18 protein-coding genes are annotated in these 22,224 nt (G+C 57.6%); 5 read left to right on the top strand and 13 right to left on the bottom strand.

The window, feature by feature from the left end; all coding sequences use genetic code 11:
* Window positions 1-32: 32 nt before the first annotated feature.
* A complete protein-coding gene (locus tag OZ656_RS11040; protein WP_011784854.1) occupies window positions 33-2,246 on the bottom strand; it encodes a TonB-dependent siderophore receptor in 2,214 nt (737 codons plus the stop codon).
* Window positions 2,247-2,369: 123 nt separating this feature from the next.
* On the opposite strand from OZ656_RS11040, the gene OZ656_RS11035 reads away from it, so the two are divergent.
* Window positions 2,370-3,062 carry a J domain-containing protein gene (locus tag OZ656_RS11035; protein WP_278349978.1) on the top strand — a complete coding sequence of 231 codons (693 nt, stop codon included), beginning with the start codon at window positions 2,370-2,372 and terminating at the stop codon, window positions 3,060-3,062.
* Here the strand turns inward: OZ656_RS11035 and OZ656_RS11030 are convergent.
* The 4 genes from OZ656_RS11030 to OZ656_RS11015 form a co-directional block, all read right to left on the bottom strand.
* On the bottom strand, window positions 3,018-4,040 hold the full coding sequence (locus OZ656_RS11030; RefSeq protein ID WP_011784856.1) for a bile acid:sodium symporter family protein: 1,023 nt from the start codon (window positions 4,038-4,040) through the stop codon (window positions 3,018-3,020). The two genes, OZ656_RS11035 and OZ656_RS11030, sit on opposite strands and share 45 nt — an antisense overlap.
* A 3-nt stretch (window positions 4,041-4,043) precedes the next feature.
* Window positions 4,044-4,718, bottom strand: coding sequence for a FadR/GntR family transcriptional regulator (locus tag OZ656_RS11025; RefSeq protein WP_278349977.1), 675 nt, complete (start codon window positions 4,716-4,718; stop codon window positions 4,044-4,046).
* Window positions 4,719-4,830: 112 nt separating this feature from the next.
* Window positions 4,831-6,312 carry an NAD(P)/FAD-dependent oxidoreductase gene (locus OZ656_RS11020; protein WP_278349976.1) on the bottom strand — a complete coding sequence of 494 codons (1,482 nt, stop codon included), beginning with the start codon at window positions 6,310-6,312 and terminating at the stop codon, window positions 4,831-4,833.
* Window positions 6,313-6,379: 67 nt separating this feature from the next.
* Window positions 6,380-7,288 (bottom strand): LysR family transcriptional regulator, encoded by a 909-nt coding sequence (locus tag OZ656_RS11015; protein ID WP_011784859.1) that lies wholly within the window; start codon window positions 7,286-7,288, stop codon window positions 6,380-6,382.
* Between the two features lie 107 nt (window positions 7,289-7,395).
* Here OZ656_RS11015 and OZ656_RS11010 point away from each other — a divergent pair, with 107 nt between their 5' ends.
* Both OZ656_RS11010 and OZ656_RS11005 read left to right on the top strand, forming a co-directional pair.
* Window positions 7,396-9,009 (top strand): NADH-quinone oxidoreductase subunit L, encoded by a 1,614-nt coding sequence (locus OZ656_RS11010; protein ID WP_041656279.1) that lies wholly within the window; start codon window positions 7,396-7,398, stop codon window positions 9,007-9,009.
* Window positions 9,006-11,411, top strand: a complete 2,406-nt coding sequence (locus tag OZ656_RS11005; protein WP_278349975.1) for a YbcC family protein — start codon at window positions 9,006-9,008, stop codon at window positions 11,409-11,411. Before OZ656_RS11010 ends, OZ656_RS11005 begins: the two co-directional genes overlap by 4 nt.
* Before the next feature lie 7 nt (window positions 11,412-11,418).
* Here the strand turns inward: OZ656_RS11005 and OZ656_RS11000 are convergent, their stop codons facing one another.
* From OZ656_RS11000 to OZ656_RS10975, 6 genes are all read right to left on the bottom strand, one after another.
* Window positions 11,419-12,540, bottom strand: coding sequence for a sulfate/molybdate ABC transporter ATP-binding protein (locus tag OZ656_RS11000; protein WP_011784862.1), 1,122 nt, complete (start codon window positions 12,538-12,540; stop codon window positions 11,419-11,421).
* Window position 12,541: 1 nt separating this feature from the next.
* Entirely contained in the window at window positions 12,542-13,399 is an 858-nt protein-coding gene (gene cysW, locus OZ656_RS10995) for a sulfate ABC transporter permease subunit CysW (RefSeq protein WP_011784863.1), read from the bottom strand.
* Window positions 13,400-14,272 carry a sulfate/thiosulfate ABC transporter permease CysT gene (gene cysT / locus OZ656_RS10990; protein WP_011784864.1) on the bottom strand — a complete coding sequence of 291 codons (873 nt, stop codon included), beginning with the start codon at window positions 14,270-14,272 and terminating at the stop codon, window positions 13,400-13,402. It lies immediately after the preceding gene.
* A gap of 9 nt (window positions 14,273-14,281) precedes the next feature.
* Complete coding sequence (gene cysP / locus OZ656_RS10985) at window positions 14,282-15,286, bottom strand: thiosulfate ABC transporter substrate-binding protein CysP (RefSeq protein WP_011784865.1); 1,005 nt, start codon at window positions 15,284-15,286, stop codon at window positions 14,282-14,284.
* 117 nt (window positions 15,287-15,403) lie between these two features.
* Complete coding sequence (locus OZ656_RS10980; RefSeq protein WP_011784866.1) at window positions 15,404-16,372, bottom strand: beta-ketoacyl-ACP synthase III; 969 nt, start codon at window positions 16,370-16,372, stop codon at window positions 15,404-15,406.
* Between the two features lie 128 nt (window positions 16,373-16,500).
* On the bottom strand, window positions 16,501-17,556 hold the full coding sequence (locus OZ656_RS10975; protein ID WP_011784867.1) for an NAD(P)-dependent alcohol dehydrogenase: 1,056 nt from the start codon (window positions 17,554-17,556) through the stop codon (window positions 16,501-16,503).
* 123 nt (window positions 17,557-17,679) lie between these two features.
* On the opposite strand from OZ656_RS10975, the gene OZ656_RS10970 reads away from it, so the two are divergent.
* Complete coding sequence (locus OZ656_RS10970; RefSeq protein ID WP_011784868.1) at window positions 17,680-18,261, top strand: hypothetical protein; 582 nt, start codon at window positions 17,680-17,682, stop codon at window positions 18,259-18,261.
* 22 nt (window positions 18,262-18,283) lie between these two features.
* Here OZ656_RS10970 and OZ656_RS10965 read toward each other — a convergent pair whose 3' ends face one another.
* Window positions 18,284-19,183: a peptidoglycan-binding domain-containing protein gene (locus tag OZ656_RS10965; RefSeq protein ID WP_278349974.1), complete on the bottom strand. Its 900-nt coding sequence runs from the start codon at window positions 19,181-19,183 to the stop codon at window positions 18,284-18,286.
* A gap of 209 nt (window positions 19,184-19,392) precedes the next feature.
* On the opposite strand from OZ656_RS10965, the gene OZ656_RS10960 reads away from it, so the two are divergent.
* A complete protein-coding gene (locus OZ656_RS10960) occupies window positions 19,393-20,382 on the top strand; it encodes an XdhC family protein (RefSeq protein WP_011784870.1) in 990 nt (329 codons plus the stop codon).
* Here the strand turns inward: OZ656_RS10960 and OZ656_RS10955 are convergent.
* Window positions 20,375-22,216 (bottom strand): protein kinase, encoded by a 1,842-nt coding sequence (locus OZ656_RS10955; protein ID WP_011784871.1) that lies wholly within the window; start codon window positions 22,214-22,216, stop codon window positions 20,375-20,377. The two genes, OZ656_RS10960 and OZ656_RS10955, sit on opposite strands and share 8 nt — an antisense overlap.
* Window positions 22,217-22,224: the final 8 nt, after the last annotated feature.

Raw genomic sequence — 22,224 nt, 5'->3', positions numbered from 1 at the left:
ATTGACTGTTTAGTTTCCTGCCCTGCACACCGTCAAAAGCGAATACCGGCTTCAACAAAAAACTGGTTATGATCTTCGATGTTGTTGTCTGAGCTTAGCTCAGGTTCCCGGTTCAGGTAATGTTGCATGGATAGCGCGATTTCAGCCGTATAACGGGGCTGGAATATCTGTTTCACCAACCGGGTATCAAAGCGTTCAAACCGGGTGTTGAATTCGTCGGCCCAGTAAAATGCACCAGACCACTTAAAGCCTGCGGGAAGATCCTGAATAATCGCCAGGCTACCCGAGTGCCGGACAGACATCCGCTCCAGCAGTTCGGTCATGTAGCGCTGCTCGTTTTCGTTTACCGTGCCGTCAGATTCCAGAATCGGCGCGCCGGTATACCAGGTCTCCTGATCAAGATAACCGTAGCTTGCTCGAAGCAGGGTGCCGGGAAAATCGAGGCTGGCTTCAACCTCAAAGCCCTTCTGGTCAACGGCCACGTTGTTTTCCAGCGTCCACTCCTTGAGCTGGATAACGCCACTGATCATGTCTCTGAGCTCATCGCGAAAGCCTCTGACTTCAAGCGAGAACAACGCTTGATCCAGAGGAAACTGCCCGAAGTAGCTGATTTCGTGAGAGGTTATGGTCTCCTCCTCAAGATCGTTACCCAGTGTGAGGATACCTGTTTCCTGGGCGGCGTCCTCAATCGTGACGCGGCGACCATCAAGGTCAGAATAGATTGCCGGTCTGACATTACGCAGGGTGTATCCCCAGTCAGGGCTTTGTTCAAAGCCATCAGGAGTTCTGACAGCCTGGGAGAACACAAACCTCAGGGCGTGGTTATTGTTCACCACGAAGTTTGCGGCTGCGCGGGGAGAGAAATAGCTGTCGCCTGTGGTGCTGGTTCGCTCCCAGTTGCCGCCGGCATTAAAGGTGACCCATTGCCAGGGACTGTATTCCAGGTTGCCGAACAAGCGGGACTGATAGTTGTTTCCGCGCCCGTTGAAGTAGGTTTCTGAACGGAAGATATCTTTACGGAAACCCGCGCCGGAAACCAGTTTCAGGCTGTCGCTGACAATCAGCGTATCCTGAGCTTCCAGTTCAATCCGGGTATCTTCGGAATCTGCATCCACTACTGCAAAAGCGTCGGGACCGCCCTGGGATATGAAACAGCGCCGTTCCCGCCCGCCGGCCGTGTACGTGTACTCGTACAATGGAGTGTTGTTTCGGAGGCATTCCACCGTGCTGTCCGGGAAACTGATGGCATATTCCTGGCGCCGGTCAAAGTTCTCAACGCTGGCCTGCAAGTGGATGAAATGCTCGCTTGAGAAACTATGGTTGAGCTTGCTTTGCAGATAGTAGTCCCGCACGTCGATGTCCGGATGGTCCAGCGGATTGAGTTCGCCGCTTTTGTCCTTGTCCTGGTATTTGGTGCCATCGACCACGCCGCCCTGAAGTTCCAGGTTAGTCCCCGGCGTAAATGTCAGTCGAGAATCGTAGATAAAAGAGTTGATATCGTGGCCATCATTGAACGGGAAGCGTTCATCGTCATCGACCTGATAATCAAATCCGTCGAACTTGCGTCTCTCGAAACTCAGGCGCCAGTCGTAACTCGAATCCGCATTGCCGGTGGAGGCAAACGTGCGCAGGTAGCCTCTGGAGCCACTGGTGACCGTCGTTTCCAGGTTGGCGCTGTCCGCAGGATCCCGAGTAATGATGTTGATGGTGCCCAGAAATGCGTTGATACCATAGGCGGCCGAATTCGGTCCTCTGGCAACCTCAATGCGCTCGATCAGCTCGAGGGGCACAGGCATGGTTTCCCAGTCCATGTCGGACAGGGTTGCCCGGTGAGCCGTCCGGCCGTCTACCAGAACCTGCATTCTCCGCTGTTCGTAGTGGACTGTGCCGTGGTAGGTAACCACGGGCTGATGGCTGCCAACAAAGTTCACCACCATGCCTGGCACCAGCCGGAAGACTTCATACAGGCTTCTGATACCCAGGTCCCGAATCAGGTCTCCGGCAATCACCGTCGTACTGCCGGGCACTCGGGTTTTGGGCTGCCGCAGTCTGGTGGTGGTCAGCACTTCCGGTATCGCGGCGTTCAAGCCGGGAATACTGTCCTCGAAACCGGAATCGAGAGTTTGTGCGGTGCCGGGTAATGCCGTCCCGCTCAGGGCCGCAGAGAGAGAAACCGACAACCATATGCGTCCTTGCAAGCGATGAAGAGAGCGTTGCTTTGCAAACAGGTAATTCGTAATGGCCATGTGTGTCGTTCTATAATTTGCCGAGATGAAAATATTGTTATGGTTCTCAACTAATCCTAAGTGAGAGAGCCTCGTTTGTCTCTATAAAGAATACAGATTTTCCATTATCGGAGTTGCTGTTGTATGAACTGTTGGGATCTTCTCGGAATTGAGCCGACGGGCGACCAGGATCGGATACGCCAGGCCTACGAGCGTCAGTTGAAGTTTGCGTCAGGCGATGAGGCTCAAGCCCTGGAGCGGGCCTACCGTGAAGCGACCGGTGGCGCGGAGCCCCAATCGACGGCCAATGCGCCGGACGGGGGCCCGTCATCAAGCCCGACAGACAATGATTCCGGACAACTCCGCTATGAAGACGCTGATTCCCGGGCGCTGACGCCCGAAGAGGCCCAGGTTACCCGGGAAGTCATTATCCAGATCAGGGCGTTGATGAACGATAATTACCGCCAGCAGGACGTTGCTATCTGGAAGGCCATCCTGTGTGAACCCCCGGCAGATCGTGTTGATGTTCGCCGGGAGATTGGTCGCCAGTTGGAGCCCCAGGTTCGCCCGCTGGCAGAAAACGGCGCGCTTCCGGCTCCGGTCGCGCGCTTTCTGGGGGACTGGTTCGAGTGGTTCAGCCTGAAAGATGTTGTTGAAGAACCGGATCCACGGACTTACCCGGAGTCGGATATGCTATCTGGCCGAGGCATGGGGGAGGGGGAAAGCGATTCCGCCGACCAGCCTCCACAGATGGTCAATTTCTGGCCGGCGGTTATTGGCTGGATTGTGGGTTTAGCGATTCTGGCAACCATTTTCGGAGGCATGGGCGGGGGCTGATTTTGCCTGTTGAATTTTCTCACGATACTTCTGCGCAAGAATGGCCCCGACAATCACCTGGATCTGGTTGTAGCACATAATCGGCAACACGATCATGCCAAACCCCGGATGGCCAGAGAACAGCACTTTGGCCATCGGCAATCCAGATGCCAGGCTCTTCTTCGAACCACAGAAAACCACCGCGGCTTCATCCTCCAGACTGAACCCCAGCTTTCTCACCATCAATCGAGCGATCAGCATAAACAGCCCCAACAAGCCGAAGCAGATCAGAATCGCCAGGACGATGGCCTGTACCGGAAGGTTCTGCCACAACCCGCTAACCACGGAGTGAGAGAAGGCGGAGTATACGATGATCCAGATCACACACTGGTCATAGCGTGCCATCAGTGACTCATTGCGTGACAGGTAGCCGCCGAGCCAGGGGCGCAGGGCATGGCCAACCGCAAATGGCAGCAGTAGCTGAAGCACGATGTCTTTCAGTGCCTCGGCAACCGAGAACTCTCCGGCGCCCGAGGTGGATACCAGGAGCAGCAACAGAAACGGTGTCAGCATCATGCCGAACACATTAGATGCGGCCGCACTGCAGATGGCAGCCGGTACGTTGCCCCGGGCCATGGCGGTGTAGGCAATCGAAGAAGATACAGCGGATGGAAGTACGCCCAGATACAGAAAACCCAGCCCCAGGTCTTTGGGCATCCACTCGGGCGCAATAGTGTTCAGCTCATTGACCGGCAGTACGGCAAGGGGGAAAAACACGAAGGTGAGGGCGGTAATCAGGATGTGCAGCCGCCAATGGGTGGCGCCGTCGATGATCTGCTGTCTGGACAGGGCTGCGCCATGAAAGAAAAACAGTAAGGCCACTGCGATGGTGCCTGCGGTGCCGAGCGCTTCTGCCGCCTGTCCCGTCACCGGCAGGAACGAGGCGAGAACAATGGCGCCAAGTAACAGCAGGGTAAAGGTGTCTATCCGGAATTTCACAGCTTACTCCATACCACTGAGGGCATTGAGGCTTGGTGTCAGAAGCGCCCTCGACAGTGCCTCCGCTTTATCGGCATCTTTCCGGCGAATGGCTGCCAACAGCAGTTCGTGGGCTTCCTGGCTGGGTTCCGGGAGGTCTGAATCCATTTCGGTTCGCTCGATGGTCTGGCTGACCGCGTGAGAGAAATAGTCGTAGAGCTCAATCAGCGCAGAATTGTGAGATGCTCGTACCAACGAGTGATGAAACCGCTCGTCGTGCCGTATACGTTCGGCAATGACCTCTCCGGCCGCCGCTCGCGCATCCAGGGCCTCGGTCATGGCTTTAAGATCCGCTTCGTTGCGGCGCGTCGCTGCCAGGCGCGCCGCTTCCGTCTCCAGCGTAATCCGGACCTCAATCTGTTCTGCCAGTCGGCTTCGGGCAATTCTCCTAAGTGTTTCTCCGGCGTCCCTGTTTGCGCGCACGTAGGTCCCGTCTCCCTGTCGGGTTTCCAGCATGCCAACGTGCACCAGAACCCTTACGGCTTCGCGGATTGTATTGCGACTGATCCCTAAAGCCTCCGAGAGCTCTGCCTCAACGGGTAAGCGAGTACCTACCGGCCATTCCCCGCTCTCAATCGTTTTCCGGAGACTGTCAATGGCGGTTTCGACCAGCGACCCTTTGCGGATTGGTGTTAGCATAATGGATCATCCCTCTATATGGTGATCCAATCATCCTATGTTTAAGTGCCTGATTCAACCCTGGCTTAAAACTCATGAGAAACCTCGGCGGGGCGGTTCCGTGCTGCCGGGCTCAGGCGTTCACCGGGTCAAGAAACTGGTAGTCGGCGGTATCCACTGACCGGGTCGCAAACCGGTAACTGAAGGTGAAGCCGGGCCAGTTCACGGTGTTTCGCCCATGCTCGTCCAGATACCAGGAGCTGCAGCCAGCATCCCATACACTGCCTTCCAGGCCGCGCTGGACCACCTGGCAGTATCGGCTCTGGCGATCCTCCCGCACATCCATGGCCGCGCCGGGATAGCGGGAGAGGGCGTCCAGGGCACTTAACACGTACCGGTACTGAGATTCGAGCATGAACAGAATCGAATTGTGCGCCAGGTTGGTATTCGGGCCATAGAGCATGAAGAGATTGGGGAATCCACTGACCGAGATGCCTTTGAAGGCTTTGCTACCGTTGGTCCATGCGTCATTCAGCGTCAGACCCTCACGGCCGGCAATGTGGATGGGCGAAAGAAACTCGCTGGCCCGGAAGCCAGTACCGAAGATGATGATGTCGGCAGGCCGGTGCTCGCCTGTTTCAGACACAATCCCGGTCTCATCTATTCGGGCGATGCCGTCTGTGAGCAGGTTGGCGTGGGGCTGATTGACCGCTCGGTACCAGTCGTTGGAGATCAGGATTCGCTTGCAGCCAATGCGGTAATCGGGGATCAAATGGTGGAGTTTATCCGGGTCTGTTACCCAGCGGCGGGCTTCTTTTCGGGCCTGATGGGCGAACAGATCCAGAATCCACGAGAAACGGGTGAATGCCAGAGCCCGGGACTCGTTCTTCCAGTAAATTAGGCCCCGGTAGAGGCGGTCCCACAGTGGCAGCTTTTTAAACAGTGTTTGCTCAAACCGGTGAAACGGCCGGTCCGGCTTGGGCAATACCCAGGCGGCCGAACGCTGGTAAAGGTCCAGTTGCCCGACCAGTGGCGTAATTTCCGGCACAAACTGAATCGCGCTGGCGCCGGTTCCTATCACCGCAACGCGCTTGTTGTGAAGCTCGGTATGGTGCTGCCATTGGGCGGAATGAAAGCAGGTGCCCCGGAAGGTCTCGAGCCCCGGAATGTTCGGCATGGCTGGCCGGTTCAACTGGCCAGTGGCGGTGATTAACACGTCGGCGCTGAATGTGTCGCCGGTTTCAGTCAAGACATGCCAACGGTTGCTGTGATCGTCAAATGTTGCGGACGTTACCGCCTGATTGAACTGGATGTGAGGCTCCAGTTGGTATTTGCGAACACAGGATTTCATGTATTCGAGGATTTCAGGCTGAGCTCCGAATTTCCGGCTCCAGTCGTGTTTGGGCTCGAACGAGTAGGAGTAGAGGTGGGACTGAACATCGCAGGCCGCACCGGGGTATGTGTTGTCGCGCCAGGTTCCGCCCACACCGCCTGCTTTTTCCAGCAGAGTCAGGTCCGTAAATCCTGCCTGTTTGAGTTTGATGGCCATACCGATTCCGCCGAATCCGGTACCGATAATCAGAACAGAGGGTTTTCGGGTGCGAGCGTGGGCCATGGATAATCCTTGTTATTGTTGTACACCAACGACTATAACGGCCTGTTTGTGTAATACATAGGCCGAATCAACCAGATTGATTGTCCGAAAAGGTCAGTAACTCCTCGGCTTTCTGAGCCATCAACTCCCGCAATACCGGCGACTCAAACTGGCGCCGGATACGAATGGCGTAAAACTCCTCGAATACGCCGGGCAGGGCGCCGTAGTCTTTCAACTCGCCGTTTCTCAACTCATCCCGGACCACCACCGGCGGCAGTATGGCGTAGTGCCCGCTGTCCCGGGTCAGCAAACGCATCATGGCCATGTCGTCTACTTCAGCGATGATTACAGGGTGAATGTGGTGGTGATCACAGAGCTGATCGAAGGCCTGCCGGATGTTGTTGTCAGGCCCGGGCAGAATCAGAGGTCGGTCGCGCAGAATATCGGGAAACCCGGGGGCATCCTGGCTGCCCGGTGGCCCGATTACGCTGACCGACTGGCGGGCTATACGGCGTGAGCGCCAGGGCGTTTCTTCGTCACCTTGTACTGGCTGATTCGACAGAATCAGATCGAGTCGGTGCGCTGATAAACGGCGAAGAAGGTCGTCAAGGCTCCCGCTTTGCAGCTTGAGCTCCAGATCTTTTCGTCCCAGCAGGGGCCGCAGGAAGCCTTCCTGAAAGTTTCTGGAGAGGGTTGCGACCGCACCGACTTTCAGAGTTTCCCGGTTGGCCTGACGCCCGGTACGAAACAGCGCCTCCAGTTCCTCCCCCTGGCGGAAAATCTCCTCAGCGTAGGTAAAGGCTACCCGCCCGGCCTCCGATAGTCGCAGTCGCCGCCCCTCCCGGACAAAAAGATCGTAGCCAAGGCTTTCCTCCAGCTTTCGTATCTGGCCGGACAATGCGGACTGTGAGATATGCAGTGATTCGGCTGCCCGGGTGAGGTGTCCGGTTCGAGCCACAGTCCAGAAATAGTAGAGGTGATGGTAGTTCAGACGCATGGTGGTCTCTTGTCTGTTCTTTAAAAGTGAACGATTTGATCTTTATAAACCATTTTATGTATGAGTGCATTAACGGCAAAGTAGGCGTGAACCTGAAGGAGCCCAACATGACAACACTTACCACGACTGCTTCGCTCGTGCTGTTGATGGCCTGGCTGGCCCTGCCTGTTGCCCTGCTGGCGCTGGCTGGATTCGCCAACTGGACGAAAAACCCTCTCAAACTGGCTCATTGCTGGCGCCTGGCGGAAAGCGGTTTCAGGCTGTTGCTGCTGGCAACTGCCACCATTGGTGCAGTCCTGTTGTTTGACCGGCTGGTGTTTGATACCGGTCTGCCGGAGCTCGGCATTCGACTGGGGTTGTACCCGGACGGTCTGGCGGTATGGATGGCTCTGATGGTCTGTTTCATTGCCTGGGTCATTCTTCGTTATACCCGGGACTACCTGCGTGGCGACCCGGCTTATAATGCGTTTTTGCCCTGGTTCCTCACTACAGTGGTCAGTGTACTGGTGCTGGTGTTTACCGATCACCTGCTGGTGCTGGCTGGGGCCTGGGTGGGTGTAAGCCTCTCATTGCACCAGCTCCTGACGCTGTATGCGGAAAGGCCACAGGCTCGCCTCGCGGCAGCTCAGAAATTTATTGCCAGCCGGCTTGGCGATGCCGCCATTCTGGCAGCCGTACTGTTAATCTGGAATCACTACGGCAGCTTCCGCATCCCTGAAATCTATGCTTTGGGCGAAGACCTGGGCCGTGAATCCCAGTCGCTTACCATCGCTTCTGTTTTGCTGGCGGTGGCTGCTGCGCTCAAATGTGCCCAGCTACCGTTCCACGGTTGGCTGATCCGGGTGATGGAAGCTCCCACCCCTGTGTCAGCACTTCTGCATGCGGGCGTAGTCAACCTGGGCGGTTTCCTTTGGCTGCGACTGTTCCCGGTGTTTGAAGGCTTCACGGCAGGGCACATGATCCTGCTGGTTGTTGGCGGGGCAACCGCCATCGTCGCCGTGTTCACCATGATGACCCAGAATTCAGCGAAACATGGCCTGGTCTGGTCCACGAATGCCCAGATGGGCTTCATGCTGTTCGAGATTGCGCTGGGCGCCTACACGCTGGCACTACTGCACCTGCTGGCTCACTCCCTGTACAAGGCGCACTCGTTCCTGGCCGTTGGCCGTACCGTCAAAGTCTCCCGGATTGCGTTTTCAGAGCAAATCAGCAAGTCGCAAGCCGGTCTCGCACTGCTGGCCTCTGGTCTGGCCGCCGCCCTGCTGTGGCAGGCCCCACAACTGGTGGCCCACAAGCCGGTACTGGCGGCCTTGCTGGTGTTCGCCGTTGGCGCTGCCGTTCTGGGTACACCGGGAGCAAGCCAAAAAGGCGCCCGTGTCGTCGTGTTGCTGCTGGCCGTTACCCTGGTCCCCCTGTACGGGGTGCTTAACTGGCTGCTGAGCACCGCTTTGCCTCAGACCGCGCACACAGCCTTGCCGGTTGGTGCTGAGTGGTTCGCCTGGGTAATTCTGGCCGTGCTGTTTATGTTGTCGCTGGTGCTATTCGCCCGCCCGCAGGGCGTGGTGGCGCAGAAGCTCCACTGGCACTTCAGCCAAGGACTCTATCTCGACAAGCCTTTCGAAAAGCTTACCCGCCGCTGGGCACAAACCTGGCTCAATGCCCACGGTAAACCGGCCGACATCCGATTGCGGCACGGGGCTCTGACTGGAGAAAGATCATGAACGCACCTGTTACGTATTCTGCTTCCTGTGAACAGGTCATTCCGGAGCTTGTTAATGAAGCCTGCGAACGAATTGCGCCCATCTGGCCGTTAGATCGCTGGATCGCAGTTAACCCCTGGTGGGGCAGCAGGACTGGACCTGTCGAAAAGGTTTCCCGAGAACTGGACAACCTGTTCGGGGCAGGGTTGTTGATGCCTCCGGCTTTCTACCGGGAAGCCTGGGATGGCGGTCGTATTCAGCGTCCGCACCTTGAGGAAGCTGCCCGCGAAGCGGGTTTGAAAGATGATAGCCAGGCGCTCCTGGCCCAGCTTTCCGGGGCGGCATCAAATCAGCCCGGGTTTGTGTCGGCTCTTGGTTACACCCGCCGTGGTCAACAGGAACCGTCCCTCGAGGAGGTCCGGGAAGAGATCGGCCGCGCCTGTGCGCGCTACTTCGACCTGCGTCAGAATCGCTGGCGGGTTTCTGGTACAAAACAGGATCTGTATCAGTTCTGGCTTAGTCAGTCCGGACGCTCTCTGGCCCGGAAAGCCAGCGTGGAAATGTTGCTGAAGCCTGACTGGCAGGAAGCGGCTGCAACGGTAGCCCGTGAGTTGCCTTACAGCAGCCGCCAACTGCCCCTGGTGATCCACCACCTGCTCGGCCATTTGCTGGGCTGGGCATCCTGGTGCAGAGGTGTGGACTGGCGAGCAGCACTGGGCGATCCTCATGAAAGCGGTACCGAACACTTCTGCGCGCAATTGGCGACCATCTGGCTCATTCATGAGGCCCATGCGCTGATCAATATGACTGAGGCAGAGCGTGAGAGCTGGCAGAATCGTTACGTCAATGCGTTCGATCTGGCGCCGGCCTCCGCTAATGAACAGGCACTCTGGATATGGCATCGGGCCTATGAGCTGGCCTGGCAGTCCCGTTTCCTTGACGATATCCGCTCCAGTGAGCGGAGCTCGCTGGCGGAACCGGATCCTGTGGCGGAAGTGCAGGCCGCCTTCTGCATAGACGTAAGGTCCGAAGTCATTCGTCGACAGCTGGAGAAGGTATACCCTGAAATCAGAACGCTTGGCGTGGCGGGCTTTTTCGGCATGCCCATTGTTCATCACAGGCATGGTCCAACCGATGACGAAGCCCGGCTGCCGGGACTGCTGGCGCCGGTGTATCGGTACTCGGAAACCCTGGGCAGTCCGTCAGAAGACCGGGAGCTGGACCGGAAACTGGACAGCCGCGAACAGGTTCGGGAGTCCGTACGCCGGGCCAAATACTCCAGCCTGTCTACATTCACACTGGTGGAAACCACTGGCCTTGCCTGGGCCTGGAAGCTGGTTCGCGACAGCCTGAACAGAAACTCTGCAAAAGCAGAGGCGGTGGAACCCGGCAGGCTCCACCACTGCGTGGACGGCTATCCTTTGTCAGATCCTGAGCGGGTAAATCTGGCGGAAGGGCTTTTGCGGGCGATGTCCCTGACCAAAGGCTTCGCCAGCGTGTTGTTGCTGGTGGGCCATGGTGCCCATACGGACAACAACCCCAACGAAGCTGGTCTGGCCTGCGGAGCCTGTGGCGGCAAAAATGGAGGGGTAAATGCCAGAGTGGCTGCCGAGCTGCTGAATGACCGGCAGGTGAGGGCGGGCCTGGCAGAGCGTGGCATTGTTATGCCCGAGAGCACCATTGCCCTGGCGGCTGAGCATTGCACGATCACGGACAGAATAACCATTTACGGGCGGGACCAGGTGCCCGACAGCCATCAGCGGGTATTTAATACGCTGGTTGAGAAGCTTGAGGCTGCTGGCCAGGCCTGTCGCAGAGAAAGAGCCACCAGTCTTGGGCTTAATGGCAAGACCGATGATGACCTGCTTGCCGAACTCAAACGCCGGACTCGCAACTGGGCGGAAGTGCGGCCTGAGTGGGGCCTGGCCAACAATGCCGGGATGGTGATCGGCCCGCGTTCACTTACTCGCTCACTGGATCTCGGAGGGCGCTGCTTCCTGCACGACTATGATCCGTCGCAGGACCCGTCCGGAGAGGTTCTGACCCTGCTGATGTCTGCGCCCATGGTGGTGGCAAACTGGATTAATCTGCAGTATTTCGGTTCCGTTGCCAGGCCGGATATCTTCGGTGCCGGCAACAAACTGCTGCACTCGGTGGTTGGCGGCAACCTGGGTGTCGTCGAGGGGAATGGTGTCGATCTCAAGATCGGACTTCCGTTGCAGTCAGTATTCGACGGTGAGCACTGGCGCCATGAGCCAATGCGCCTTGCGGTGGTGGTCGATGCACCGGCGGAACGTATTGAAGCGGTAATCCGGGGTAACGCCGATGTCCGGGCTCTGGTGGAAAACCGCTGGCTCTGGTTGCACCGAGTGGAGGGCGACCAAACGCTGCGTTACGACGACGGCAGGTGGGTAACCACCTGACCGCCGATTACATATTGCTGGCGTTGGCTGCCTCGGTGTATTGCCAGTCGATCGTGCTCGGCTGAACGCTGTTGGCGACAAAGAGGTGGCCAACGTCGGGTACCGCGTACCAGAGTTCACCACGGGTGGGGTTCTGGCGCGCAAACTCCGCATGGCTCATGCCGATTTCCCAGATTTCATCGCTCTGCCAGCCTTCCGGGGCAAGTTCAATACGCACTTCCGAGCCGATCAGGCTGATGGCTTCAATGCGCAGGGGCAGGCGGGCCTTGGCCGCGGGGGATCGGGACAGCTGAACTTCGTGGGGGCGCAGATAGAGCTGGGCTTCCTGATCCTGACGAATCCCCGGCAGGGATACCCAAGCATCGCCCTGAACCAGTTTCTGACCTTTCACCAAGCCCGACAACACGTTGACGTGGCCCAGGAAGTCGAAGACGAACCGGCTTTCTGGCCGGGCATACAGTCCAGTCGGTGAATTCACCTGTTCCACCTGACCCTGGCTCATAACCACCACCTGGTCTGACAGCTCCAACGCTTCTTCCTGATCGTGGGTCACGAAAATGCTGGTGAAGTGGTACTCGTCGTGTAACGCGCGAAGCCAGCGGCGCAAATCCTTTCGGACTTTGGCATCCAGGGCGCCGAAGGGCTCATCCAGCAGCAGAATACGAGGCTGAGTTGCCAGCGCGCGAGCCAGAGCAACACGCTGTTTCTGCCCACCAGATAGCTGTGCCGGATAGCGTTTGGCCAGTTCCGGCAACTGAATCATTTCCAGCAGCTTGGCCACCCGTTGGCGGATCTCCTGCTTTGAGGGGCGCTGCTTTTTTGGGAGCGACTCCAGGCCGAACGCGATGTTCTCGGCAACAGTCAGGTGCCGGAACAGGGCGTAATGCTGAAACACAAACCCGATGTTGCGGTCGCGAACGTGTAGCTGGCTGACATCGTCACCACCGAACAGGATCCGGCCGGAATCTGACGACTCCAGCCCGGCAATAATCCGGAGCAAGGTGGTTTTGCCCGAACCAGAGGGGCCGAGAAGGGCAGTGAGCTGGCCTTCGGGGATATCCAGAGAAACATTCTTCAGCGCCTGGAAGCCGCCGAAGTTCTTGTTGATCTGGTCAATGGTGATACTCATGTCACGCACCTCCTTCTTCGGGCGTCGCGTGTTCAGCTCGGGACTGACGCCATTCGACGAATGCCTTTGCAATCAGTGTCAGGATGGCGATACCCGCCAGCAGCGAAGCGCTGGCAAAGGCCCCGACAATGTTGTAATCCTGATAAAGCAGTTCAACATGCAGCGGTAAGGTGTTGGTTTCTCCGCGAACATTGCCGGATACCACCGAGACCGCACCGAATTCGCCCACTGCGCGGGCGTTGGTCAATACCACACCGTAGATCAACGCCCACTTGATATTAGGCAGCGTGATCTTGCGAAAGATCCGCCAGCCGGAAGCGCCCAGCACCACGCCGGCTTCTTCCTCCTCGCTGCCTTGTTGCTGCATCAAGGGGATCAGCTCCCTGGCCACAAACGGACAGGTTACGAATACGGTGACCATCACGATGCCGGGCCAGGAGAACATCAACTGAACGTCGTAGTTGCTCAGCCAACTGCCCAGCCAGCCGTTCCGGCCATAGAGCAGCAGGTACAGCAGACCGGCAACAACCGGTGATACCGCAAATGGAATATCGATCAGGGTGATCAACAGCTTGCGCCCGGGAAAACGGAACCGAGTAACAGACCAGGCGAGGGCTGTCCCGAAAACCAGGTTAAGCGGCACCGTGAGTGCGGCCACAAACAAAGTCAGGCCGATGGCATCCAGGGTGTATTCATCCAGGACATTGCCGGCAAAAGCGCTCCAGCCTGTGCTCAGCGCCTGCGTAAAGATCACCACTACGGGAATCACCAGCATGATCAGAGTAATTGCGAGGGCCAGCCCGATCAGGCTGCGGCGCACCCAGGGTTGGTCACCAATACGGCGGTTTTGCGCAGCCATCTATCGACCCTCCAGCCTGCGCAGGTAGCGACCCTGCCAGAGGTTGATGGAGAACAGCAGAATCAGCGACGCCAGCAATACCAGCGAGGCAATGGCACTGGCGGCCGCGTAGTCATACTCCTGCAGACGGATGAAGATCATCAGGCTGGTGACTTCGCTGACGTAGGGCGTGTTGCCGGCGATAAAGATAATCGCACCAAATTCGCCCAGGCTGCGGGTGAAAGACAGGGCGATTCCGGTCACCAGGGCTGGCCACAGCGAAGGAAAGATAACTTTGCGGAACACACGCCCGTCAGATGCCCCCAGGCTAACAGCGGCTTCTTCATCGGCTGGCGACAGCTCCTCAAGCACTGGCTGCACCGTACGCACCACAAACGGGATGCTGGTAAATGCCATGGCTACAACGATGCCCAGGGGTGTAAATGCAACCTCCACACCGATTTTGGCCAGCCATTGGCCGTACCAGCCATTCTGGGAAAACAGCGTTGCCAGGGTGATGCCGGCGACAGCAGTTGGCAAGGCAAAGGGCAGGTCGACCACGGCGTCGACAATGCGCTTGCCCGGAAACTCATAGCGAACCAGCACCCAGGCCAACAGCAACCCGAACAGGCCATTGAACAGTGACGCTGCAAGGGCCGTCCATAAGGTAACCTTGTAGGACTCCACCACGCGCGGATCGGTGATGGTGAACCAGAACTGGTCCCAGGTCATGCCGGAGGTTTCAACGACCAGCCCGGTCATCGGCAGCAGCAAAACCAGGCTGACAAAAAACAGCGAAATGCCGAGGCTCAGACCGAATCCCGGCAATACCCGTTTGTTTCGACGACCAAGGCGCCGCACGGGGGCGACGCCTGCTTGAGCGGAGGTGGGCATGGCTTGCTCTTACCGGCGCCGCTGCAACTGGTCCAGCTTGCCGCCACTGCTGAAATGGGTACTCATGGCGTTTTCCCAGCCACCGGCAATCTCTTCGATGGACAGCAGTTTCAGTTCCGGGAAGCGATCGGCATTCTCGGCTTTCACGGCGTCGTTGTGAACACGGTAGTTGAAGCCTGCCAGCAGGCGCTGGGAGTCTTCGGTATAGAGGTGCTCCAGGTACTCCTTGGCCAGCTCGGCGGTGCCATTCTGTTCAACGTAGTCGTCAATCCACGTCACCGGGAATTCAGCCAGGAAGCTTACCTTCGGCGTGACAGCCACGTATTCACCGTTCTCGAAACGGTCTGCAATGTTCAGAACCTCCGACTCGAAGGTCAGCAGGACATCGCCAATGCCGCGCTCAACGAATGTGGTGGTGGCACCACGACCGCCGCTGTCAAAAACGCGTACCTGACCGAGCAGGTCCGCCATGAACTGATCAATTTTTTCCTGATCGTCGCCAAACTGGTCCTGGGCGTAGCCCAGAGCGGCAAGGTAGGTGTAACGGCCGTTTCCAGAGGTCTTAGGGTTCGGCATCACCAGTTGAACGTCTTCGCGAACAAGATCGTCCCAGTTCTCGATATTCTTCGGGTTACCCTCGCGTACCAGGAACGCCATGGTTGAGTAATAAGGCGAGCTGTTGTTCGGCAGGCGATCGGCCCAGTCTTCAGGAATCAGACGACCGCGCTGGTGCAGGATGTCGATGTCGGTCACCTGGTTAAACGTTGCAACATCGGCTTTCAGGCCCTGGATAATGGCCTGCGCCTGCTTGGATGAACCTGCGTGGGACTGTTTGATTTCGACCGTTTCACCGGTCTTTTCCTGCCAGTGCTTTTTAAACTCTTCGTTGTAGGCAGCGAACAGTTCGCGGGCGATGTCGTAAGAGGTGTTGAGCAGCTCCCGGTCTGCAGCCAGTACCGGTTGGGCGGAGAGCAGGGCGGCGCCGAGCGCGATTCCCTTGAACAGTTGCTTCATGACGAGCTCCTCAGAATGATGGTTCTAATCTGAGGAGCAATCTAACAAAAGGTTTTAAGAACGAAAAATATTAAAAATAAATATTCAAAGGCTTGTTTGGCATATGAGAGTCGGCAATTAATAGCGTAGCAGTGCCGAGCCCCAGGTGAAGCCGCCGCCAAAGGCTTCCAGCAACACAACCTGCCCACGCTGGATTCGACCATCGCGGACGGCTTCATCAAGCGCCAACGGGATGGATGCCGCCGACGTGTTGCCGTGGCGATTGACGGTCACCACTACCTGATCCATGGGCATGTCCAGTTTGCGCGCCGTGGCAGCGATAATCCGCAGGTTGGCCTGATGAGGAACCAGCCAGTCGATCTCGGATTTCTGCATCTGGTTGGCCTCCAGGGTTTCATCGACAATCCGGCCGAGCGTGTTCACTGCCACCTTGAAGACTTCATTGCCTTTCATTTCCACAAACGCCTGGCCGGCCTTTACCGCATCAAAATCGTTGGCGATGCCACAGGGGACGTGCAGCAACTCTTCATACCGTCCATCGGCGTGCAGGTGTGTAGACAGAATACCGGTCTCCTCACTGGCCTCCAGCACAACAGCGCCGGCGCCGTCGCCAAAAAGCACGCAGGTGGTACGGTCTTCCCAGTTAAGGATGCGGGAGAATACCTCCGCGCCGATCACCAGCGCTTTTTTGCTTGAACCGGTACGGATGAACTTCTCGGCAGTGGCCAGCGCATAGACGAAACCGCTGCAGACGGCCTGAATATCAAAGGCGGGGCAGCCCTGAATGCCGAGCCGGGCCTGCAGGATACAGGCGCAACTGGGGAACACCTTGTCCGGCGTGGTGGTGGCAAAAACAATCAGATCAATATCCGTGGCTTCAATGCCGGCGGCCTCAATGGCGTTCAGGGCCGCCTGTTCAGCAAGATCTACCGTGCTTTGTCCGGGCAGGGCAATATGCCGCTGTTCGATACCAGTGCGTTCGCGGATCCACTGATCAGAGGTCTCCACCTTCTGTTCCAGGTCGCGATTGGTAACGATGTTATCCGGCAGATAGGAACCGGTTCCGGCAATGCGTGCAAAGGTCATGGACAATTTCCAAGGGTTTATAGGGTAACGATAGACCCATGCTAAACCTTTGCAACCGGATTGGTTATTAGCGGATTGTCAAAGACTGCCCGGGCGACACATTGGGCGCCCGGGCAAGGGGTGGGAGATTAGCCTTCTTTCAACGTTTTCATATCAATGACGAAGCGGTACTTCACATCGCCTTTCTTCATGCGCACGTAGGCTTCGTTGATGTTCCGGATATCCAGCATCTCGATATCACAGGTGATGTCGTGCTCCGCACAGAAATCCAGAACCTCCTGCGTTTCCGGCATTCCGCCAATGAGAGAGCCGGCTACCACGCGGCGCTTGGTCACCAGCAGGCCGGCCTGAAGGGCGGGTTCAATTGGGGTGAGCAAACCCACGAGAATATGTGTGCCGTCGTACTTCAGACACTTCAGGTACGGGTTGAGGTCGTGGGCTACAGGAATGGTGTCGAGCAGAAAATCGAAGGAATCTGCGGCGGCTTTCATCTGTTCCTTGTCGGTGGAAATGATGACGTGGTCCGCACCCTGCTTCTTCGCTTCCGCCACCTTGGCTTCAGAACGGGTAAAGATAGTGACTTCGGCACCCAGCGCCTTGGCGAATTTCACGCCCATGTGGCCGAGACCGCCCATCCCCAGCACGCCTACCTTGTGGCCTTTTCCGACCTTGAAATGCTTTAGGGGTGAATAGGTGGTGATGCCTGCACACAGAATGGGCGCCGCACTGGCCGGGTCGAGTTTTTCCGGCACCCGAACAACAAAGCGTTCGCTGACAACAATCCGCTCGGAATAGCCGCCGTGAGTGACCGAGCCATCGTGGCGGTCCAGGCTACCGTAGGTCATGGTGGAGCCTTCAATACAGTACTGCTCCAGGCCGGAGTCGCAGGCGGAGCAACTGCGACAGCTGTCTACCATGCAGCCCACGCCCACCAGGTCGCCGGCTTTGAAGTGACTGACCTCTGGCCCAACGGCGGTAACCCGGCCAACAATTTCATGGCCCGGAATGACCGGATATTTTGAGCCACCCCAATCATTTTCAACGGTGTGGAGGTCGCTGTGGCAGACACCGCAGTAGTCGATCTCGATCGCTACGTCGTCAGCACGGAGTTCCCGGCGATCAATGGCGTAGGGGGCCAAGCCGGAATCCGGTGCAGTGGCGGCGTATGCTTTGGTATTGGCCATTCGTTCACTCCTTTTCAGTTTTAGAACAAGGATCACGGTTCTGCCGCGGCAGGACAGTTACCTTGTGTAACTCAGCACAGTTCAATTGTAACCTACGTATTCCACTCCATCAGGGATGACCAGATGACAAACACGCAATCTCTTAAAGCTGTGTGGCTGGCGAGCGCAATCGCGCTGGGCGCGGGCCTGGTCAGCGGTTGTATGCCGGGCACCATTGCCACCGGCGTGGGCACCGGCTTTGTGTATGAGCAGAAACAGGACCACAAGCACCGCCATGAAGTGGAGCGGGCGGTGGATCAGTACGTCGAAGACCACGCCAACTCTCCGTGCAGGCACGGGGAAGACCGGGTAATGGAGTCTGCGGCGGAGATTCTCAAGGAATACCGGTTAACCGGTTTGAATGAGGTGCTGGGCCGACTGGATAAGATCTATCAGGATGAAAGTCAGCCGGATCATATCCGGGCCGGTGCCCTGTACAACATGGCGGTGTTGCAGTCGCGCCGCAAGGAACCCAACAAGGTGCTCGCGCGGGAGTACTTCAAGCGCCTGTATGTAGAATTTCCCAATGAATATCGCTGCATCTTTGAAGAATCAGACTGGCGGGATTCAATGATTGAACAGCAGTTGCTGCTGCCCGGCGAGACGGTTGAATCCTTCCTGAGAGATGCGAAAGCCGATGTGGAGCGCATGAAGCGGCAGGACTGAGCCTGCCGCCTTTAAGATCAGATCAGGCTATCCAGCCGAAAAAGAAATCAAACAGCCAGGAGAAGAAACCGCCGCTGCTCTGGGGGCGCGGTTCTGCCTGGGCTTCCTGATTGGCAACCGGCTCGCTGGCGTTTGCCACTGGCGCATCAACAATCACGGGTTCCGGTTCTTCTTCAACAACGAGCGGCTCGTCCGGGCCCGCTGCGGTAGGCTCGGTGGGCAGTTGGGCGATCAGCTCTTCGTTATCACCAGTGACCACCTCGACAACTTCTGCCGAGTCCTGATCTGCGGTGACTGGCGCTTGACTGCTTTCGGCAACGGATGAAGAAAGCTCTGTAACACGCTGTTCTGTTTGGCTTTCATCCGGACCGGTTTCAGATTCTTCTGCTGGGACCGATTGCGCTGCTGTCTCCAGGGCCGCAACCTGAATCTCTCGCGGTTCTGCGGCATCCACGATCTCTGGCTCGACAGTTTCCGGTTCAGGTTCCTGAGCTTCGGGAATTGGCTCCGGCTTGGGCTCTGGTGCGACAGCGGCAACGGAACGGGCGGGTGACGGGACTTTTGCGGTAATTCCAAGTTGACCACGTGCCGCAGACCGGGAAGCCACAGAATTGCTCTGGATCGTTAGGGCCGGAGCCGCCTCAACACCAAGGGATTTGAGCGTGGCTGAATCCAGATTTCCGCTTGCCGAGAGCTCTGGGCGATCGGACTGATACTGACGAATGGCAGTTCGCAGCTTGGCGTCTATCCAGCCGTCGGCCGTGCCGATATCGTAACCGGACCCATAAAGCGCATTTTCCGCAGCAAAGACGGTATGAGTGGGAGAGGCTGCCTGGGCCCAGCCACAGATGGCAATGCTTGAGACAACGGCCAGACTTTGCGCGGCGGTTTTGCGGCGTCCCTGCAACGGTGAGCGTTTCATGGCGAATCCCTCCAGAGGCTCTTTGGTATTGTTGTTTACATATTGTTACCGAGTGTCTTCACGGTATCAGGGATTAATAGTTGCGCCTATGAAGTGGTTAACAAGTTGGCGCAAGGTGCCCGTAGGATGTTGCGGAGGTTGCTGGTATTGTCACAACCCATCAGGCACAGAACGGGCAGGGCGTCCCCGGCAGTTTTGGTAGAGCAAGCATGCAGAATCTCGATTATCGCGTTATACAGCAGGCCATTGACTGGCTGGAGCAAGGGCAGACGATCTGGCTGTGCACCGTGCTGTCCACGTTCGGCTCTTCCCCCCGGGAACCCGGAGCGATGATGGTAGCGAAAGCCGACGGAGCGCATGTTGGGTCATTGTCCGGCGGCTGTGTTGAAGAGGATTTCCTGGATCGACTGGTGCAGGGGGAATATACCTTGCCATCCGTTGTTATTAGATATGGTGGCGACAGCGAGGAAAACCGCAATCCAAAGGTGAAGCTGCCCTGTGGAGGCGCATTGGAAGTACTGGTGGAAAAGCGATCTCCGGAGTCACATTTTGTCGATCAGCTGCGGACGCTGCTGCAACGGCTTTCAAGTGGTGAAGCTTTGGAGCGGGAAGTAGGCCTGGCTGGTGGCAACGTCAGTCTCCACCCTGTCGATGATCACGGTAGCCGGGTCATTTGGGAGCAGGGTAGCGAGACCATAAAGATTGTCGTCGCACCCGTCGCGCGATTGATTCTGGCCGGATATTCAACCGTAGCGGACGCCTGCGCCCGGTTTGCTCTGGGTCTGGGTTATGAGGTGGTGCTTTGCGACCCACGGGAAGACATCGCCGGCACCCACAATTTGCCCGAAGGTGTCGAGTTTATTCCCCAACTGCCCTCCGTATACCTTGGCAAAGACGGTGCCTGCGCCCCCTCGACGGCCGTAGTGGCCACCACGCACGATCCAAGGATCGATGATCTGGCGATGATGGCCGCGGTCAAAACGCCAGCGGGCTATATCGGTGTCATGGGCTCAATGCGCACTTCAAAAGCCCGGGCGGAACGGTTGAAACGCAGTGGCGGGCTCACTGAGGCCGAGATTCAGCGTATTCATATGCCCGTGGGGGTGGATATCGGCAGCAAGACACCGGCCGAGATTGCCCTGTCGATTATGGCGGATGTGGTTCGCGCCCGGCGCCAGCTTTTCCGGGCGGTCAATTAACGCTCTCGGCTCGCGGGTTTCGAGGGTAGTACCGGTCGGGCAGCCGCTCGATGTGCGGAAAGAACCGGGTGTCTTTGTAGGGCATCTTCATATATCCGGACACGCCAAGCCCGGTGATTTGCTCCACCGCAGACAGGATCTCGTCCAGCAGCGTCCGGAATTCCGGTTCCCGCTCGGGGTCCAGCAGCCGGTAATGGCTGTGGATCTTCAGGTGCCGGGGCAGGGCTTCGAAGATGATCATGCCGGTGTGGTGAATGTCGTTCAACCGTTCCAGTGCCCGGATAATCGTCTCGGGTAATACCAGGAATTCTTCCGGGTCGGGGCCATCCTCAAAATAGGAATGCACGCGGCTTTCATCTTCCACTTCCGGCGCTGCGCTCACTTCGTAGTGTAGATTCATGCCGGGGGAGACCAGAAACGGCTGGCCCTGATCTTCACGATCAATGTGCAGGGTGTTACGGGCGTTGAACAGGCAGCTTTTGAATATCCCTTTGCGGTAGATGGCCTGGGCCAGGTACACCATGTTATTGACGGCCTGGACAAAGGCCGATTTCAACGTCGGATCATGCAGGTTCAGAGAGGTATCGATATAGATACCGTCGGTTTCCCAGCGTACCGCCAGGCCTCCTTCCACAGGGTAGCGCCCGAGCCGACTGACCGCCGCCAGAAACGCTTTCTCGGTTTCCCCCATGCCCTGCATGAAGTTCTTGTAGTAGCGGTCGAGTTGGACGTCGTTCACATCACTCAGGGTCTCCGGGGCACCTTCCTCCCGCAAAAACGACTTCCGGGAACTGTATACCACGGTATCAATTTCCTGCCCGGACGCCCGCACCCATACCGGCACCTGCGGAGTGGTCGGCCGTGCCGGAAGGTCAATCATCACCGTGCGGGCCATTCGGGGCATTTCCCGCAAGTAGTAATCACCAGCCTTGCGGCGAGTCTCCGGGTCGGGCGACAGCATGCCATCAAGCATTCGGGCAAATTCCATGGGAAGCCCCAGAGACGCAGCTGGAATCGCCCGGTGCCCAAACCGACAGGATTGGGCAGAGGCGAGGGCATACAGGGTTCCGGCAGCCCCCTGTTCATCAAAGCGGGGCGAGGAGAGCCCGCCGTTCAGCTGCTCCTCGCCGATAAAATAGACATCGCCCAGTCTGGCATTGGTTTGCTGCAGGTTATCCGACATCAGTTCCATCACATTGGCGGTGACGAACTGTTGATTGGCATCCAGCTGGGCGAACACCGAGGACCCCCAGTCAATCAGCGCGATGTTCTCGGTACGGGCATCAAACACCAGATTGGACGGTTTGATGTCGCCGTGAACAATGGGGCGGCCGGCGGGCCCGTTTTCCCGGCGCAGGCAGCGCAGGATATCCGCCAGTTGATCGGCAATTCGAATAATAAGCCGGGGTTTCAGGCGGCCTTCCTGCAGGGAGACCTCTTCCAGGTTGAGCCCTGCAGCGCGCTCCATGACCAGGATAGGTTGGTTGTTGGCGCGCTGGAAGGCGATCAGTCGCGGTACTCTGGGGTGGTGCACCTGCTCCAGAATGAAGGCTTCGTCTTCCAGACGATCCTGGAGGTGCTGGGGCAGGTTGATGCGGGTGAACTTGAACACATGTTCCGGCCCCGGCGTATCCAGACCAGGAAAGCGGCCGGCAAACACAAAGCCATAGGCACCCTTGCCAATCAGTTCAACATCCCGGTAACCCAGTTGGCGGAGCTGGGCAACGCAAAGCGCCACCCAGTCCTTGAGCTTCTTGGCATCATCGTGGCTGAGCAGGTAGATCGACTGCTCTTCCGGTATATAGAATTGCTGAAGATGCTTTTCCTGCTCCATCACAGCCC

This window comes from Marinobacter sp. LM1, from assembly GCF_042763285.1.
Classification (GTDB): domain Bacteria; phylum Pseudomonadota; class Gammaproteobacteria; order Pseudomonadales; family Oleiphilaceae; genus Marinobacter; species Marinobacter nauticus.
This window is presented reverse-complemented; position numbering and strand designations above follow the sequence as displayed.

What these genes read in the sequence shown, in the direction of transcription:
- OZ656_RS10975 (WP_011784867.1), bottom strand. Translation starts at nt 17,556, where the DNA reads ATGGCCAATACCAAAGCATACGCCGCCACTGCACCGGATTCCGGCTTG.
- OZ656_RS10955 (WP_011784871.1), bottom strand. Translation starts at nt 22,216, where the DNA reads ATGGAGCAGGAAAAGCATCTTCAGCAATTCTATATACCGGAAGAGCAG.
- cysW (WP_011784863.1), bottom strand. Translation starts at nt 13,399, where the DNA reads ATGGCTGCGCAAAACCGCCGTATTGGTGACCAACCCTGGGTGCGCCGC.
- OZ656_RS11010 (WP_041656279.1), top strand. Translation starts at nt 7,396, where the DNA reads ATGACAACACTTACCACGACTGCTTCGCTCGTGCTGTTGATGGCCTGG.
- OZ656_RS11025 (WP_278349977.1), bottom strand. Translation starts at nt 4,718, where the DNA reads ATGCTAACACCAATCCGCAAAGGGTCGCTGGTCGAAACCGCCATTGAC.
- OZ656_RS11000 (WP_011784862.1), bottom strand. Translation starts at nt 12,540, where the DNA reads ATGAGTATCACCATTGACCAGATCAACAAGAACTTCGGCGGCTTCCAG.
- OZ656_RS11015 (WP_011784859.1), bottom strand. Translation starts at nt 7,288, where the DNA reads ATGCGTCTGAACTACCATCACCTCTACTATTTCTGGACTGTGGCTCGA.
- cysT (WP_011784864.1), bottom strand. Translation starts at nt 14,272, where the DNA reads ATGCCCACCTCCGCTCAAGCAGGCGTCGCCCCCGTGCGGCGCCTTGGT.
- OZ656_RS11020 (WP_278349976.1), bottom strand. Translation starts at nt 6,312, where the DNA reads ATGGCCCACGCTCGCACCCGAAAACCCTCTGTTCTGATTATCGGTACC.
- cysP (WP_011784865.1), bottom strand. Translation starts at nt 15,286, where the DNA reads ATGAAGCAACTGTTCAAGGGAATCGCGCTCGGCGCCGCCCTGCTCTCC.
- OZ656_RS10980 (WP_011784866.1), bottom strand. Translation starts at nt 16,372, where the DNA reads ATGACCTTTGCACGCATTGCCGGAACCGGTTCCTATCTGCCGGATAAC.
- OZ656_RS11035 (WP_278349978.1), top strand. Translation starts at nt 2,370, where the DNA reads ATGAACTGTTGGGATCTTCTCGGAATTGAGCCGACGGGCGACCAGGAT.
- OZ656_RS10965 (WP_278349974.1), bottom strand. Translation starts at nt 19,183, where the DNA reads ATGAAACGCTCACCGTTGCAGGGACGCCGCAAAACCGCCGCGCAAAGT.
- OZ656_RS11005 (WP_278349975.1), top strand. Translation starts at nt 9,006, where the DNA reads ATGAACGCACCTGTTACGTATTCTGCTTCCTGTGAACAGGTCATTCCG.
- OZ656_RS11040 (WP_011784854.1), bottom strand. Translation starts at nt 2,246, where the DNA reads ATGGCCATTACGAATTACCTGTTTGCAAAGCAACGCTCTCTTCATCGC.
- OZ656_RS10960 (WP_011784870.1), top strand. Translation starts at nt 19,393, where the DNA reads ATGCAGAATCTCGATTATCGCGTTATACAGCAGGCCATTGACTGGCTG.
- OZ656_RS10970 (WP_011784868.1), top strand. Translation starts at nt 17,680, where the DNA reads ATGACAAACACGCAATCTCTTAAAGCTGTGTGGCTGGCGAGCGCAATC.